The sequence below is a fragment of the Klebsiella sp. 64 genome, from assembly GCF_018223915.1.
GTDB classification, from domain to species: Bacteria; Pseudomonadota; Gammaproteobacteria; order Enterobacterales; family Enterobacteriaceae; genus Klebsiella; species Klebsiella pneumoniae.
In genome coordinates this window covers 77,643-93,615 of record NZ_JAGRQZ010000026.1, presented here as the reverse complement: position 1 = coordinate 93,615, position 15,973 = coordinate 77,643, and the positions used below count along the sequence as shown (strand labels likewise).

17 protein-coding genes and 1 other annotated feature are annotated in these 15,973 nt (G+C 55.1%); of the genes, 6 read left to right on the top strand and 11 right to left on the bottom strand.

Annotated elements, in window-relative coordinates:
• Positions 1-112: 112 nt before the first annotated feature.
• Entirely contained in the window at positions 113-1,546 is a 1,434-nt protein-coding gene (locus tag KHQ23_RS18440; RefSeq protein WP_073553370.1) for a gluconate:proton symporter, read from the bottom strand.
• Positions 1,547-1,826: 280 nt separating this feature from the next.
• Here KHQ23_RS18440 and KHQ23_RS18435 point away from each other — a divergent pair, with 280 nt between their 5' ends.
• From KHQ23_RS18435 to KHQ23_RS18425, 3 genes are read left to right on the top strand one after another with little or no spacing between them, the layout of a single operon-like run.
• Positions 1,827-2,741, top strand: coding sequence for a LysR family transcriptional regulator (locus KHQ23_RS18435; protein ID WP_002909089.1), 915 nt, complete (start codon positions 1,827-1,829; stop codon positions 2,739-2,741).
• 37 nt (positions 2,742-2,778) lie between these two features.
• Complete coding sequence (locus KHQ23_RS18430) at positions 2,779-4,044, top strand: D-amino acid dehydrogenase (RefSeq protein ID WP_323053263.1); 1,266 nt, start codon at positions 2,779-2,781, stop codon at positions 4,042-4,044.
• The gene (locus KHQ23_RS18425) at positions 4,041-4,394 is read left to right on the top strand and encodes a RidA family protein (RefSeq protein WP_002909094.1); all 354 of its coding nucleotides are present in this window, start codon (positions 4,041-4,043) and stop codon (positions 4,392-4,394) included. The genes KHQ23_RS18430 and KHQ23_RS18425 overlap by 4 nt, the downstream gene beginning before the upstream one ends.
• Positions 4,395-4,446: 52 nt before the next feature.
• On the opposite strand, the gene ihfA is transcribed toward KHQ23_RS18425, so the two are convergent.
• From ihfA to KHQ23_RS18375, 10 genes are all read right to left on the bottom strand, one after another.
• The gene (ihfA, locus tag KHQ23_RS18420; RefSeq protein ID WP_002909098.1) at positions 4,447-4,746 is read right to left on the bottom strand and encodes an integration host factor subunit alpha; all 300 of its coding nucleotides are present in this window, start codon (positions 4,744-4,746) and stop codon (positions 4,447-4,449) included.
• A gap of 4 nt (positions 4,747-4,750) precedes the next feature.
• Entirely contained in the window at positions 4,751-7,138 is a 2,388-nt protein-coding gene (pheT, locus tag KHQ23_RS18415) for a phenylalanine--tRNA ligase subunit beta (RefSeq protein WP_002909101.1), read from the bottom strand.
• A 15-nt stretch (positions 7,139-7,153) separates the two neighbouring features.
• Entirely contained in the window at positions 7,154-8,137 is a 984-nt protein-coding gene (gene pheS, locus KHQ23_RS18410) for a phenylalanine--tRNA ligase subunit alpha (RefSeq protein WP_002909105.1), read from the bottom strand.
• Positions 8,138-8,200: 63 nt separating this feature from the next.
• Positions 8,201-8,325: a sequence feature (Phe leader region), on the bottom strand.
• Positions 8,276-8,320 carry a pheST operon leader peptide PheM gene (gene pheM / locus KHQ23_RS18405; protein WP_001386830.1) on the bottom strand — a complete coding sequence of 15 codons (45 nt, stop codon included), beginning with the start codon at positions 8,318-8,320 and terminating at the stop codon, positions 8,276-8,278. (Overlaps the previous feature by 45 nt.)
• Positions 8,326-8,443: 118 nt before the next feature.
• Positions 8,444-8,800 (bottom strand): 50S ribosomal protein L20, encoded by a 357-nt coding sequence (gene rplT / locus KHQ23_RS18400; protein WP_000124850.1) that lies wholly within the window; start codon positions 8,798-8,800, stop codon positions 8,444-8,446.
• Positions 8,801-8,850: 50 nt separating this feature from the next.
• A complete protein-coding gene (gene rpmI, locus KHQ23_RS18395; RefSeq protein WP_001124225.1) occupies positions 8,851-9,048 on the bottom strand; it encodes a 50S ribosomal protein L35 in 198 nt (65 codons plus the stop codon).
• A gap of 92 nt (positions 9,049-9,140) precedes the next feature.
• Positions 9,141-9,683, bottom strand: coding sequence for a translation initiation factor IF-3 (infC, locus tag KHQ23_RS18390; RefSeq protein WP_004189469.1), 543 nt, complete (start codon positions 9,681-9,683; stop codon positions 9,141-9,143).
• Positions 9,684-9,686: 3 nt separating this feature from the next.
• Complete coding sequence (gene thrS, locus KHQ23_RS18385; RefSeq protein WP_002910026.1) at positions 9,687-11,615, bottom strand: threonine--tRNA ligase; 1,929 nt, start codon at positions 11,613-11,615, stop codon at positions 9,687-9,689.
• A gap of 432 nt (positions 11,616-12,047) precedes the next feature.
• Entirely contained in the window at positions 12,048-12,281 is a 234-nt protein-coding gene (locus KHQ23_RS18380) for a hypothetical protein (protein ID WP_002910028.1), read from the bottom strand.
• A gap of 271 nt (positions 12,282-12,552) precedes the next feature.
• Complete coding sequence (locus KHQ23_RS18375) at positions 12,553-13,311, bottom strand: YdiY family protein (protein ID WP_002910030.1); 759 nt, start codon at positions 13,309-13,311, stop codon at positions 12,553-12,555.
• Between the two features lie 356 nt (positions 13,312-13,667).
• Between KHQ23_RS18375 and pfkB the strand changes: the two genes are divergently transcribed.
• The 3 genes from pfkB (at position 13,668) to KHQ23_RS18360 (ending at position 15,957) form a co-directional block, all read left to right on the top strand.
• Positions 13,668-14,600 carry a 6-phosphofructokinase II gene (gene pfkB / locus KHQ23_RS18370; RefSeq protein ID WP_004145382.1) on the top strand — a complete coding sequence of 311 codons (933 nt, stop codon included), beginning with the start codon at positions 13,668-13,670 and terminating at the stop codon, positions 14,598-14,600.
• 94 nt (positions 14,601-14,694) lie between these two features.
• Positions 14,695-14,979 carry a type V toxin-antitoxin system endoribonuclease antitoxin GhoS gene (gene ghoS / locus KHQ23_RS18365; RefSeq protein WP_002910033.1) on the top strand — a complete coding sequence of 95 codons (285 nt, stop codon included), beginning with the start codon at positions 14,695-14,697 and terminating at the stop codon, positions 14,977-14,979.
• Between the two features lie 105 nt (positions 14,980-15,084).
• Positions 15,085-15,957, top strand: coding sequence for a fructosamine kinase family protein (locus KHQ23_RS18360; protein WP_002910036.1), 873 nt, complete (start codon positions 15,085-15,087; stop codon positions 15,955-15,957).
• Positions 15,958-15,973: the final 16 nt, after the last annotated feature.

Here is a 15,973-nt window from a genome sequence, read left to right as displayed (position 1 = left end):
CGCAGGGGGAACAAGAGGCTGATTTTACGGTGGCTGTCGCGGTGAGAAAAGGAAAACCTCACGACCAAACGTCGACGCGAAGGAAAATCTCCTCCGCGTCTGCGGTCGTTCGTCACACCAAAATCTGAAACAGCAGCGCAAAGAGAATGATGTTCGCCACCACGATTGCCCAGCCGTTATAGAGCATATATTTCAGATGAGTAGACTGCGCCAGCCCCATCTGGCCGAACATATCTGATGAGGGAAACGGCCCGAACCAGTCCACCTGGGATGAGGCCAGCAGCACGGCGGTGGTCCCCTGGGGCGGCACGCCGGCGGCCATCAGCATCGGGCCAAAGATTTTATGAGTAAAGGTCATCTGGGCCACCGCCGCACCGGGCACATGGCCGATAATATTGAACGCGAAGATGCTAAAGCACAGCCAGGCCGGGGAGATCCCCTTCAGCAGCGGTTGGGTATACTCCAGCAGCCCCTGATAGGCGTGCAGGCCATCCATCAGCTCAAGGATCGGGTTGTACAGCCAGTAGAGAATAAACATCCACACCAGACGGCCGCAGCCGTGATACAGGGCCTGAAGGATCTGCGTCGGTCGCAGGCCGCCTACCAGGCCGGTCATCAGGGCCACCAGCAACATCACGATTATCGCGAAGCTGAAGCCGGCTTTAATCACCACGCCAACGATCGCCATCACGATGATGGTCGCCGCGAAGGCCAGCGCGCTTAATTTACGCCGACGCTGCTGCGCGGCGCTGAGATCCTCTTGCGGCTTTTCCGCGAGATCGACGTCATAGCGCAGTTTGCCTTCGGTCATCTTCTGGATCCGTCCCGCCATTACCCAGCCGGCCAGCAGCGTGACCGCGCTCATCGGCAGACCAACGTACAGCAGATAATCCGGGTAGCTCAACCCACCGAGGCTGAGGATCGTCACGGTACTGGGGGTGAAAGGCCCGGTAAACAGCCCAACGGAACCGGCGGTCATCATCAGCGCGGCGACCGTTGGCGGCGTCAAGCGTACCGCTGCCGCCACCGGAATGATTACTGCCACGATAATGGCATTGCCACCGGCCATAGTGCCCAGCGAACCGCAAATTAAAATCGATGACGCCACAATGCCGAATTTCACCCGCGTCTGACTCGACAACCCGATGCGATGGACGACAAATTTTACCAGCTCAACCGCTGCGCCGGTGCGGGTGGCCACTTCCCCCACGCCGGCGCCGAGCATAATGATAAGCCCAACGGTGGCAATAAATGACCCGGTGGATTTCACCAGCATCGTGCCCATTTCCGGCAGGCCGGTCGAGGTCATTATCATGGCGATAATAATCGAGGAGATGACCGCCAGCACAATATCAACGCCGATCAGCGATAATATCGCTAGCGCCACCAGCGGCGTAAATCCCAGCAGACCAAGCTCGCTGCCTGGTCGACCGTGGCACCACAGCGCGATCAACACGAACAGCAGCAATAACAGACCAATAATAACGTTTTTCCGCGTGATATTTTGTCTGACAGGCGCATTGCCTGTGAGCGTTGAGTCACTCATAACACTCCTTAATGCCAATCAATCCGACCATGATGGTCAGGTGGTGTATGGGGGCCTGCTCAGAAAATATCCTCCCTCTTTTTCATTATTGATTGGCCGCGGCCTGAGGGTTTGTTTGGGTACAAAGGAAACGATTCTGAGAGCGTAATATGCCGCCATTGGGCGGGGTCTACAGCACAAGATGTAACCAATGCGCTGATTGGTGATTAAATCTATGTTAACTTAGTGTTAGTAGAAAATGACTTTTTATCGGTAGGCTATAACCCTGAGTTAACTGTTCATGAAACTGCGTCATCTGGAAATCTTCTATGCCGTCATGACCTGCGGCTCTTTATCGCGGGCGGCGGAAGCGCTCAATATCTCCCAGCCCGCGGCCAGCAAAGCGTTAAAAAGCGCCGAAATGAAGCTGGGTTTTACCCTGTTTCAGCGGGTGCGCGGCAAGCTGCTGCCGACCAGCGAGGCGATCACACTTTTCGAAAAAGCGCAGAGCATTTATCAGGACCTGGACAACTTGCGCCTGCTGGCCGACAACCTGGCTCGCGATCCGCGCGCCAAGATCACTTTAGGCTGTCTGCCAAGCTTGGGGTTAAGCCTGGTGCCGGAGCTGGTGACCGACTTTTATCAGCAAAACAGCAACCTGGTGATGACGCTCACTACCGAGCACACCGAGACGCTGGTCAAAAAACTGGATTTGCGCGAGATAGATTTGGCGCTGACGCTACAGCCGGTGCAGCAGGGGGAGATCCTGACCACCCTGATTGCCGAAGTACCGCTGGTGTACATCGACCGTCATTATCGTCAGGGGGCGGTGGAGATCGATCAGATCGACCAGCAGCGCTGGATCTCGCCGGGACCGCACTCGCTCTCTGCCGCCATCGCCACCCGTCGCGACTTTTCCACCACCCGGCTAAACGTCCAGACCTACTATATGGCCACCGAGTTCGTGAAGCGCGGCATGGGCTGCAGCATCACTGATATCTTCTCCGCCCAGCACAACCTGGCCCCGGAGATGATCCATCCCATTACGCCGCCGATGGCGATTAACCTCTGTCTGTTACGCCGGGCCGACGTTTCCCTGAGCCCGATGGCGCAAAAGTTCGTCGATTTTCTCTGCCAGCGTTTGCGCCAGCAGCTCAAGGAGATTAACCTGCGGTTATACCCTGACCATAAAAAGTCAATTGCGCCGCTGGGGTAAATGCTTTGACATAACCCGATAAATTTATCAGCGGTGGATATATCGGGTTATGAACAAACGCATTGTCATTATCGGCGGCGGCGTGGTCGGTCTGGCCACGGCCTGGGAACTGATCAAGCGCGGCCATCAGGTGCAATTACTGGAGCGCAATGCCGAACCGGGCAGCGCCACCAGTTTTGCCAACGGCGGACAATTAAGTTACCGCTACGTCGCCCCCCTTGCCGACAGCGGCGTTCCCCTGCAGGGAATGAAATGGATGGGCAAAGCCGATTCGCCGCTGAATATGCGTCTCAGGATGTCTCTCCAGCAGTGGCGCTGGCTGCTGCAGTTTCTGCGCGCCTGTAATAACCAGACCAATAAAATGAATGGCGACCATATTTTACGCCTGTCGCTGCTCAGCCGTCAGGTCATGCAGGCGTGGCGGGATGAGGATAATCTTGCCGATTTCCACTGGCGGCGCAGCGGAAAATTAATTATCCATCGTCGCGAATATGATTTTAATAAAGCAGCAAAAGGGATTGATCCTCAGTATCAGCAGGCGCTGAATGCTGAAGCCTGCCTGCAGCTGGAGCCGGCGCTCAAACATATTAGTCCTTCTCTGCAGGGCGGAATCTATTCGCCAGGCGATGAAACGGCAGATTGTCATCAGTTCTGCCTTGCCCTGCTCGACAAGCTCAATGCCAGCAGCGACTTTAGCCTGCTGACCCAGTGTGAGGTGCGGCGACTCAATAAGCGCGGGGGACGCATCAGCAGCCTGGAGAGCAGTCAGGGGACCCTCACCGGCGATGAGTATGTCGTCGCCGCCGGTAACGGCAGTGGTTCTCTGCTTGGGCATCTGGGGGTTCGCGTGCCGCTGTGCGCCCTGAAGGGGTACAGCCTGACCCTGCCCTATCCTGAAAAAGCAGGTATTGCCCCTGACATCAGCGTCACCGACTACGGGCACAAAATCGTTTATGCCCGCCTTGGCCAACAGCTGCGTGTCGCGGCGATGGTGGACATCGGCTACGACGGCGACGAACTGCGCGAAAGCCGCATTCAGGCGCTGAAAAACATCGTCGCCCGCAGCTTTCCTGAACTGGAGGGGCTGGACGAGGCCGAAGTCTGGACCGGCATGCGCCCGTCAACGCCAGCTGGCCCGCCGATGCTGGGGCGCGCCGGATACCCCAACCTGTGGATGAACCTCGGCCAGGGTAGCCTCGGCTTTACTCTCGCCGCCGGCAGCGCGGTGGTGCTGGGCGCGTTAATCGACAATCAGATGCCAGACATTTCTTTAGAAGGTCTCACATGGAAACAAACCGCATGACAATTATTCGCAATAATCCACAACCTCGTCTTGCCGCCAGCGTTGCGTATGGCGATCTGCTGTTCCTCTCCGGGCAGACGCCAAAAAGCAATGAAGACGATATCGTTTTACAAACCCGTGAAGTACTGGAGAAGATCGACGCGCTGCTGGCCGCGGCCGGGAGCGATAAGCAGCACATTCTCTCCGCGCAGATCTGGTTGAAAAATATCGAGCGTGACTTTGCCGCATTCAATGAGGTGTGGGTGCAATGGATGCCGGAAGGCTATAGCCCGGCGCGAGCGGCCGTGCAGGCGGAGATGGCGCGACCAGAAATCCTGGTGGAGATCATGCTCACCGCCGTCAAAGCGTAAAGATTGACAGAAAAGAAAAAGGCCGCAATGCGGCCTTTTTAATTAGTTCAGATTATTTGTCTTTCGGCGACGCGTTTTCGACACGGCTTTTCAGCTTCTGACCGGGTCTGAAGGTCACCACGCGCCGGGCTGTAATGGGAATATCCTCCCCCGTCTTCGGGTTACGTCCCGGGCGTTGGTTTTTATCCCGCAAATCGAAGTTGCCGAACCCGGAGAGTTTGACCTGTTCTCCGTTTTCCAGAGCACGACGGATCTCTTCGAAAAACAACTCGACCAGTTCTTTGGCATCCCGCTTGCTAAGCCCAAGCTTATCAAACAGATATTCTGACATTTCAGCTTTTGTAAGCGCCATAGGTTCAATCCCTCAATGATGCCTGGAATCGCTCTTTTAATGCCTCTACACATCTGGCAACGGTAGCGGCAATCTCCTCTTCTTCGAGTGTACGGCTGGTATCCTGCAGGATCAGGCTAATCGCAAGGCTCTTATACCCTTCCGCCACACCCTTACCACGGTACACGTCAAATAAGTTTACGCCAACTACCTGATTTACGCCAACTTTCTTACATTCGGCTAAAACATCGGCGGCAGCCACGTTTTCCGCGACCAGCACCGCGATGTCGCGACGGTTCGCCGGGAAGCGGGAAATATCGCGCGCCTGAGGCACCACGCGGTCTGCGAGCTTGTTCCACTCCAGTTCGAACACCAGAGTGCGACCGTTCAGATCCAGTTTACGTTCCAGCTCAGGATGAACAACCCCAATGAAACCAATGCGTTCACCTTTAAGATAAATCGCTGCGGATTGTCCCGGATGCAGCGCGGTGGTCGCTTCAGCACGGAATTCGATATCCGCTAATTTTCCGGTTAAATCCAGAACGGCTTCCAGATCGCCTTTCAGATCATAGAAATCGACCGTCTCTTTCGCCAGTGTCCAGTGCTCTTCGTAGCGGTTGCCGCAGATCGCCCCGGCCAGCATCACATCCTGACGAATGCCCAGCGGCGCATTGGTGTCCGGCACAAAGCGCAGGCCGCTCTCAAAGATGCGCACCCGGCTCTGCTGACGGTTCTGGTTGTAGACCACGGTGCCCAGCAGGCCGGTCCACAGCGACAGGCGCATCGCCGACATTTCGCTGGAGATCGGACTTGGCAGGATCAGCGCCTCTTCCCCGGCGTGGATCAGCTGCTGGACTTTCGGGTCGACGAAGCTGTAGGTGATCACTTCCTGATAGCCTTTGTCGTTCAGCAGCGTTTTCACGCGCTTCAGCGACAGGTCCGCTTCGCGGTGGGTTCCCATGATCAGACCCGCCTGCACCGGCTCGTCAGGAATGTTGTTGTAGCCGTAAACGCGAGCCACTTCTTCAACCAGATCTTCTTCGATCTCCATGTCGAAACGCCAGCTCGGCGCAACCGCCTGCCATTCGCCCTCGCCAACCGTCACTTCGCAGCCGAGGCGCTGCAGAATGTCGGTGACCTGCGCGTCAGCGATATGGTGGCCAATCAGGCGATCCAGCTTGCTGCGACGCAGCGTAATGGTGGCGCGTGTTGGTAGATTCTCTTTGCTGGTAACGTCAATGACCGGGCCGGCTTCACCGCCGCAGAGGTCGATCAGCAGACGGGTGGCACGCTCCAGCGCTTTATACTGCAGGGCCGGATCGACGCCGCGCTCATAGCGGTGAGAGGCATCGGTGTGCAGGCCATGACGGCGCGCGCGGCCGGTAATGGACAGCGGGCTGAAGAACGCGCATTCCAGCAGCACGTTTTGGGTTTCGTCGTTAACGCCGGAGTGTTCCCCGCCGAAGATCCCCCCCATCGCCAGCGCTTTGTTATGGTCTGCAATGACCAGCGTGTCGCTGTCGAGCTTTGCTTCAGAGCCATCGAGCAGGACCAGGGTTTCCCCTTCTTTCGCCATGCGCACCACGATCCCGCCTTCAATACGGTCGCGGTCAAAGGCGTGCATCGGCTGGCCCAGCTCAAGCAGCACATAGTTGGTCACGTCAACCACCGCGTCGATGGAGCGGATCCCGCAGCGGCGCAGCTTCTCTTTCATCCACAGCGGCGTCGGCGCTTTGACGTTGATACCTTTCACCACGCGCCCCAGATAGCGCGGGCAAGCCTGCGGCGCGTCAACCTGAATCGGCAGCACGTCGTCAATCGTCGCGGCAACCGGCGTGATTTCCGGCGCGTTCAGCGGCGCTTTGTTCAGGACAGCGACATCGCGCGCCACGCCAATGATGCCCAGGCAGTCGGCGCGGTTTGGCGTGACGCTGATTTCGATGGTGTTATCGTCAAGCTTGAGGTATTCGCGAATATCGGTGCCGATGGGCGCATCTGCCGGCAGCTCGATGATACCGCTATGGTCGTCGGAAATACCCAGCTCGGAGAAGGAGCACAGCATCCCCTCAGACGGCTCGCCGCGCAGCTTCGCGGCCTTGATTTTAAAATCGCCCGGCAGCACGGCGCCGATGGTGGCTACCGCGACCTTTAGCCCCTGACGGCAGTTTGGCGCGCCGCAGACGATGTCCAGCAGGCGTTCGCCGCCGACGTTGACTTTGGTGACGCGCAGTTTGTCGGCGTTCGGGTGCTGACCGCACTCCACCACTTCCCCGACAACGACGCCGTTGAAGCTGCCGGCGACCGGCTCAACGCCATCTACTTCGAGGCCCGCCATGGTGATCTGATCGGAAAGCGCTTCGCTGTCGATCGCCGGGTTAACCCATTCGCGTAACCACAGTTCACTGAATTTCATTGTTCTGTCCTGCCCTTATTTAAACTGTTTGAGGAAACGCAGATCGTTTTCGAAGAACGCGCGCAGATCGGTGACGCCATAGCGCAGCATGGTCAGACGCTCCATGCCCATGCCGAAGGCGAAGCCGGAGTAGACTTCCGGATCGATACCCACGTTACGCAGCACGTTCGGGTGCACCATCCCGCAGCCCAGCACTTCCAGCCATTTGCCGTTTTTACCCATCACGTCAACTTCCGCAGACGGTTCGGTGAACGGGAAGTAGGACGGACGGAAGCGGACCTGCAGATCTTCTTCAAAGAAGTTGTTCAGAAAGTCGTGCAGCGTCCCTTTCAGGTTGGTGAAGCTGATATTTTTATCAACGATCAGACCTTCCATCTGATGGAACATCGGGGTGTGGGTCTGATCGTAGTCGTTACGATAGACGCGGCCCGGCGCGATAATACGGATAGGCGGCTGCTGGTTTTCCATGGTGCGGATCTGCACGCCGGAGGTCTGCGTACGCAGCAGGCGAGTGGCATCGAACCAGAAAGTGTCGTGGTCAGCGCGCGCCGGATGGTGACCCGGAATATTCAGCGCATCGAAGTTGTGGTAATCGTCTTCGATTTCCGGGCCCGTCGCCACGGTAAAGCCGAGCTCACCGAAGAAACTTTCAATACGGTCGATGGTGCGAGTAACCGGATGCAGGCCGCCGTTTTCAATGCGGCGACCCGGCAGCGAGACGTCAATGGTCTCTGCGGCCAGACGCGCATTCAGCGCTGCGCCTTCCAGTTCAGCTTTACGCGCGTTCAGCGCCTGCTGCACCTGCTCTTTCGCCTCGTTGATGACCGCACCGGCTGCCGGACGCTCTTCCGGCGGCAGCTCACGCAGGGTGGTCATTTGCAGGGTCAGATGCCCTTTTTTACCCAGGTATTCCACGCGGACGTTGTCCAGCGCAGCAACATCTGATGCCTCGTTAATGGCTGCCTTGGCACTGGCAACCAGCTCTGCGAGATGTGACATGGTTTTCCTCATTATGTCGGTGCAGACACCGGTTATAGTGAAATTAATATTCCGAATCCATATACGAAAAAAGCCTCCACAGGGGAGGCTTTCTGGCGCTGTTTTCCGTTTCTTCTTTCACGCGCAAGCCCCCTGAGTTCAGGTGCTAAAGTAAAAAAAGAAGCGGAAAATAGCAGCATTCATGCTTGCATTACCTTGTCTGGTAAGAAACGTCAGAGCTGTATTGAAAAGCCTGCGCCGATAAAAGTCAATGTATTGATGGTGTTGAAACGAAAAGAGGGAGACAAGCTCCCTCTTTCAACTGGCTTATGCCAGAGCTGCTTTCGCTTTTTCGACCAGAGCGGTGAACGCTACTTTGTCGAATACAGCGATGTCAGCCAGGATCTTACGGTCGATTTCAACAGAGGCTTTTTTCAGGCCATTGATGAATTTGCTGTAAGAAATACCGTTCTGACGTGCTGCTGCGTTGATACGTGCAATCCACAGTTGACGGAACTGACGTTTACGTTGACGACGGTCACGGTAAGCGTACTGACCAGCTTTGATAACAGCCTGGAAGGCAACGCGGTATACGCGAGAACGCGCACCGTAGTAGCCTTTAGCTTGTTTCAAAATTTTCTTGTGACGTGCACGTGCAATTACACCACGTTTTACGCGAGCCATGTGTGCTCTCCTGTATCTATTCTAAGTTAAAAAAGTTAAACGTTAACGACTTATGCGTACGGCAGGCACGCGATAACCAGGCCCAGATCGCCTTTGGAAACCATGGCTTTCGGACGCAGGTGACGTTTACGCTTAGTAGCTTTTTTAGTCAGAATGTGACGCAGGTTAGCGTGCTTGTGCTTAAAACCACCTTTACCGGTTTTTTTGAAGCGCTTAGCAGCACCGCGTACGGTCTTAATTTTTGGCATTTTAATAACTTCCACTTCGCATTGTTAATAAACGAAACAAAGGCGAACAAAACCAGTGAGCCGAAGCCCACCGGAAATGTTTCTTGATGGCCTTACTGTTTCTTCTTAGGAGCGAGCACCATGATCATCTGGCGGCCTTCGATCTTCGTTGGGAAGGATTCGACTACTGCCAGTTCAACCAGATCGTCTTTCACGCGGTTAAGCACTTCCATACCGATCTGCTGGTGGGCCATCTCACGACCGCGGAAACGCAGCGTGATCTTGGCCTTATCGCCATCTTCGAGAAAGCGAATCAGGCTGCGGAGTTTTACCTGATAGTCACCTTCATCAGTACCAGGGCGGAATTTAATTTCCTTAACCTGGATAACTTTCTGCTTCTTCTTCTGTTCCTTAGAAGACTTACTCTTTTCATAAAGGAACTTGCCGTAGTCCATGATACGACAAACTGGCGGCTCGGCGTTAGGGCTGATTTCAACTAAATCTACTCCAGCCTCTTCAGCCTTTTCGATAGCTTCTCTCAGACTCACAATTCCCAGCTGCTCACCTTCCAGACCTGTTAAGCGAACTTCCTGGGCGCGAATCTCGCCATTAATACGATTCGGACGTGCCGTTTGAACTCGTTTTCCGCCTTTAATACCTTATTCCTCCAGTTGTTGAAGACTGCGGCTGCGAATCTCTTGTTGCAGCTTCTCGATCACTTCATTTACGTCCATGCTGCCGAGGTCTTTCCCGCGACGGGTGCGCACGGCCACTTTGCCGGCTTCGACTTCTTTGTCGCCACAGACCAACATATACGGGACACGACGTAAAGTGTGCTCGCGGATTTTAAAGCCAATCTTCTCATTTCTCAAGTCTGCTTTTACACGAATGCCCGCATTTTGTAGTTTACGCGTCAATTCGTTAACGTATTCAGCCTGAGAATCGGTGATATTCATGACCACTACCTGCACTGGTGCAATCCAGGTTGGGAAGAAGCCTGCGAACTCTTCGGTCAGGATGCCAATGAAGCGCTCCAGAGAACCGAGAATCGCACGGTGAATCATGACCGGCACCTGACGCTCGTTGTTTTCGCCCACATAGGAGGCGCTTAAACGCTGCGGCAGAGAGAAGTCCAGCTGTACGGTACCGCACTGCCATGCACGATCGAGGCAGTCATACAGGGTAAATTCAATTTTCGGGCCGTAGAACGCCCCTTCACCCAGTTGATATTCAAATGGGATGTTATTTTCTTCCAGCGCCACCGCCAGATCCGCTTCCGCGCGATCCCAGGTCTCGTCGCTACCGATACGTTTTTCCGGGCGAGTCGACAGTTTGACGACGATCTTCTCGAAGCCAAAGGTGCTATACATATCGTAGACCATACGAATACAGGCGTTCACTTCATCGCGAACCTGATCTTCAGTACAGAAGATATGCGCATCATCCTGGGTAAAGCCGCGCACGCGCATCAGACCATGCAGCGCGCCAGACGGTTCGTTACGGTGGCAGCTACCGAATTCCGCCATACGCAGCGGCAGGTCGCGGTAGGATTTCAGCCCCTGGTTGAAGATCTGCACGTGACCCGGGCAGTTCATCGGCTTGATACAGTATTCACGGTTCTCAGAAGAGGTGGTGAACATCGCATCTTTGTAGTTGTCCCAGTGGCCGGTTTTTTCCCACAGCACACGGTCCATCATGAACGGACCTTTTACTTCCTGATACTGGTACTCTTTCAGTTTAGAACGAACAAACGTTTCCAGTTCACGGAAGATGGTCCAGCCGTCATTGTGCCAGAACACCATCCCCGGCGCCTCTTCCTGCATGTGATACAGGTCGAGCTGCTTACCGATTTTACGGTGGTCACGCTTGGCGGCTTCTTCCAGACGCTGCAGGTAGGCATTCAGCGCTTTTTTATCTGCCCACGCGGTGCCGTAGATACGCTGCAACATTTTATTGTTGCTGTCGCCGCGCCAGTAGGCGCCGGCGGTTTTCATCAGCTTAAAGTGATGGCAGAAGCGCATGTTCGGTACGTGCGGACCGCGGCACATATCGATATATTCTTCATGATGATACAGGCCAGGCTTGTCATCATGGGCAATGTTTTCATCAAGAATAGAAACTTTATAGCTTTCGCCGCGTTTCACGAAGGTTTCACGCGCTTCATGCCAGCTCACTTTCTTCTTGATAACGTCGTAGTTTTTCTCGGCGAGCTCATGCATACGTTTTTCGAGCGCGTCGATATCTTCCTGGGTCAGGGTATGGTCGAGGTCTACGTCATAGTAGAAACCATTATCGACAACCGGACCGATAGCCATTTTGGTGTTGGGCCACAGCTGTTTGATGGCATGGCCTAACAGGTGCGCGCAGGAGTGACGAATGATCTCCAGCCCTTCTTCATCTTTCGCGGTGATGATAGAGAGAGTGGAATCGGATTCGATCGGGTCACAGGCGTCTACCAGTTCACCGTTTACCCGCCCGGCAATGGTGGCTTTCGCCAGGCCTGGACCGATATCCAGCGCGACATCCATCGGACTAACTGCGTGGTCAAAATGGCGTTGGCTGCCATCAGGAAGCGTAATTACAGGCATTTTATGTCCTTATTTGCAGTGGTGCCCCGCACGAAAGAGCACATACAAAACTATATAATCATAATTATCATCAGGTTAAGGCGCAGTTCCCGCTTCACTCTGCGAAAATAGGAGCACGACCGGAACGATCGCTCCCCCCTGCAACCGCCTGCTGATAACACCGGGGAGTAGTTTACACATCATTGGTACGTGATTAAAGCCGCGACAGCATAAATGATGGCGGAATGCGGAGAAAACAAGAGGGCCACGGATAAAAAAGCAAAATATAAGCGATGTGGCGCGGTAATATTGGCCAATGGCGCCGGACGATATTATTCGGACATGATAAAAGAGACGTGGAGATATTGCCTGCTGAATGTATACCGCGGGCCATTAAACCGGTACCACTTAACCCGGCTTATTAGACCGCTCGCGAAACGATAGCCTGCAATATTAAGACCACTCGCCGGCCACCAGCGTATGCACATTAAAGGCGTCGTTCATGGATTTTCCGGTGGTAGGGGCGCCGGGCGCAATATTCGAACCAGCCTCAACGTCAGAGGCTTTGGCGATACCTACCTGGGTATGATCCTGATGACCCGATGGCGGAACGGGCGTGGCGGCTGATGCGCCAAAAGAAAGCACGCACAGCGCCAGGGCTGCGATGGTATATCGATTGTTTTTCATGATGTTAATTCTCTTATTACGGAAAACAGACCGGGCAATGTCGCCCTCCGGTCAGTGCTTGTTAGTATAGATCCAGATCACATATTTGTCCGTCGAATATTTAGCTATTTGTGTCAAATAGAATGAATATTTGTCAGGCGCCCGTGAATAATGGAGAAAAAATGGAGGGCTATTTCCTTTTTACAAAAAGTAAAACGAACGGCCAGAAAAAATAATATCACTAATTGCTAAAACCAAAACGAACAGGCCGGGGAAAACCCGGCCTGAAATATTACATCTTATACCCGAGGGAGAGCGAGGTCCGGCGATCGGTATGCTCCGGCGCGGACGCAGGCGGCTCAGAGTTCCAGGTCACGTTGTAGGCGACCTTCAGGGCGAAATGGGCGTTAATCGCCACGTTTAACGCGCTCTCTGAGTTGACCGTGGTATCCTCGGCGCCGAACACCGATACCCCTTGCGAAAATTTGGCGTTATCGGTCATCTGCCAGGCCCAGGTACCCGAAGCATAACCCAGCGGCTGGGTATCAGTATCCCCGTCGGTATATTCGTCATAGCGAACGCCAGGACCGAATTCAAACCGCAGACTGTGCACCGGCCCGTTGAGGATCTGACGACCATAGCCCGCCGTCACAACATCGCGCTGTTGATAGCCGTTGTAGCGGTCAGTTAGCCAGCTACCCTGACCAAAGACATAGTTCATATCGGTCAGGTTGTAGCGGCTACGTCCGCCGACAGCATATTTTTCTGAGGATCGCTCATCATTGGACGATGTGTTGCTGGCGTTGCCCCACAGCGACCAGGCGGTGGTATTACCATACCAGGTCAGGGTGGAATCCGCCGTCATCGAAGAGCTCTTGGTGTTGCCGGACTGCGCCAGGTAGCCTGCGTTAACCACCCCTTCGAACGGTTTTTTGGCAGCGGAAGGGTCATCCATGACGGTAAATACAGAATCATCGGCCATTGCGCCAACAGACGCAAAAAGCCCCCCCGCCAGCATAACCGCTGCGGGTACTGTCTTTAAAAGCTTCATTATAACTCTCTAAAATACATTTTTTTAGGACAGTACAAATGATGAACAGGCATAATCTCGCCGGCTCATTGAATTTAGCGTCCGTACAACATAAAAGAGACCTGAGGGTCCCGGAAACTTTCGCGAGGATCGCGGAGTGCAGGTCCTAAGAAAGGTAGCAAATTATAAAAAAGCACGAATAACATAGCAATCACTTACTCTTTCGTTTTTTGAATAAGACAGCTCCGGAAACAATCTTTATTTCATAATGAAAATAGAGGCATCTTTGCAAAACTGTCAGGAACTGGACTTTCCCTCCCCGAGTCATCGTGCCATGCTTAAATTAACGACAGTCGCCGTATTAAGGAGGAGAAGGAATGACCAAAATTTACACGCTCACGCTGGCCCCCTCGCTGGATAGCGCCACGCAAACCCCACAGATCTACCCGGAAGGCAAACTTCGCTGCAGCGCGCCGGTATTTGAACCTGGCGGCGGCGGGATCAATGTGGCCCGCGCCGTGACCTTTCTCGGCGGCAAAGCCACCGCCATTTTCCCGGTCGGTGGCGCTACCGGCGAGCATCTTGCCGCCCTGCTGGCCGATGAGCAGGTGCCGGTCGAGACAGTCGAAACCCGCGACTGGACGCGGCAAAACCTGCACGTCCACGTGGCCGCCAGCGGCGAACAGTATCGCTTCGTTATGCCCGGCGCGGCACTGACGGACGATGAATTCCGCCGTCTGGAAGAGAAGGTTCTGACTATCGAACCCGGCTCTCTGCTGGTGGTCAGCGGCAGCCTGCCGCCAGGTATTAGCGTCGATAATCTGATGCAGCTGGTGAAAAATGCGCAACAGCAGGGACTGCGCTGCATCATTGACAGTTCCGGCGATGCGCTGGCCGCCGCGCTGGACGTCGGCAATATTGAGCTGGTGAAACCGAACCAGAAAGAGCTTAGCGCCCTCGTGCAGCGCGATCTCAGCCAACCCGATGACGTGCGCCTTGCCGCTCAGTCGTTGATCCAGTCCGGTAAAGTGCGCCGGGTGGTGGTCTCCCTGGGTCCGCAGGGGGCATTAGGCGTGGACGCCAGCGGCAGCGTTCAGGTAGTGCCGCCACCGATGAAAAGCCAGAGCACCGTCGGCGCTGGCGACAGCATGGTGGGCGCCATGACCTTGCGTCTGGCGGAAAACGCCAGCCTTGAAGACATGGTACGCTTTGGCGTCGCCGCCGGTAGCGCCGCGACCATCAACCAGGGCACCCGCCTCTGCTCGCGGGCCAATACGCAAAAAATCTATGATTATCTCTGCGGGCGTTGATCTTCCCTGCCCCCTCCGCGCCGGCGGAGGGGAATCACAATATAAGCAGAATGGTCTATGCTGGAAAGGCCATGCATAACAACGGGGTGTAGAGATGAGCAATGAGATTACCGCCTGGGTCGTCAGCGTGACCTTCCATGAACAGGCGCTGACGGAGATCAATGAGGTAAGCAACCATTTTACCCGTGCCGGGTTTGTACTGACGCTCAATGATGAAGAGGGCACGCCCCATGAGCTGGGTACCAACACCTTCGGCCTGCTGAGCGGCCAGACGGCCGAGGAAGTTAAGGCCCTCAGCGCCGGCCTGGCGGAAGCGGCCCTTGGCCGCCCGGCGGAAATCGCTGTGGCCACATTCGCCGAGTGGTTAAAAGCTCAATAAGTGCGTTTAGCGCAACGGAAAGCGTCAGTTGTGCGTCAGTTCCAGGTTTACCCGGTAGTAATGCGCTAACCTTATGATATGGTGGAAAACATGGGGAGAGACAGCATGTGGCAAGCAATCAGTACTCTTTTACGCGATTGGCATACCGAAGACGCTGAAATCGAACTGAAAACCGAGCTGCCCGGTGGAGAGATCCATTCCGCCTGGCATTTACGCTTCGGCGGGAAAGATTACTTCGTGAAATGCGACGAACGGGAACTTCTGCCTATCTTCACCGCCGAGTCCGATCAGCTGGAGCTGCTGTCGCGAAGCAAAACCGTTCGCGTACCGCAGGTCTTTGCCGTCGGCAGCGATCGCGACTATAGCTTCGTGGTCATGGAGTACCTCCCTCCCCGTCCGCTGGATGCGCACAATGCGTTTCTGCTTGGCCAGCAGCTAGCCCACCTCCATCAGTGGAGCGATCAGCCGCAGTTCGGTCTGGATTTTGATAACGATCTTTCCACCACGCCGCAGCCCAACGCCTGGCAGCGTCGCTGGTCGGTTTTTTTTGCCGAGCAGCGTATCGGCTGGCAGCTGGAGCTCGCGGCGGAGAAGGGATTGCACTTTGGCGATATCGATACCTTAGTCGATATGGTACAGCAGCGACTGGCCAACCATCAGCCGCAGCCTTCGCTGCTGCACGGGGATCTGTGGTCCGGCAACTGCGCCTTAGGGCCGGATGGCCCCTATATATTCGATCCCGCCTGCTACTGGGGCGACCGCGAGTGCGATTTAGCCATGCTGCCGATGCATCCGGAACAGCCCCCGCAAATCTATGACGGCTATCAGTCCGTTTCGCCTCTGCCGTCGGGTTTTCTCGATCGTCAGCCGATTTATCAGCTTTATACTCTGCTGAACAGAGCGATTTTGTTTGGCGGCCAGCACCTGGTAACGGCCCAGCAGGCGCTGGATGATGTATTGATGGAGAAAATGCGTTAAACAAGCTTCACGGCGG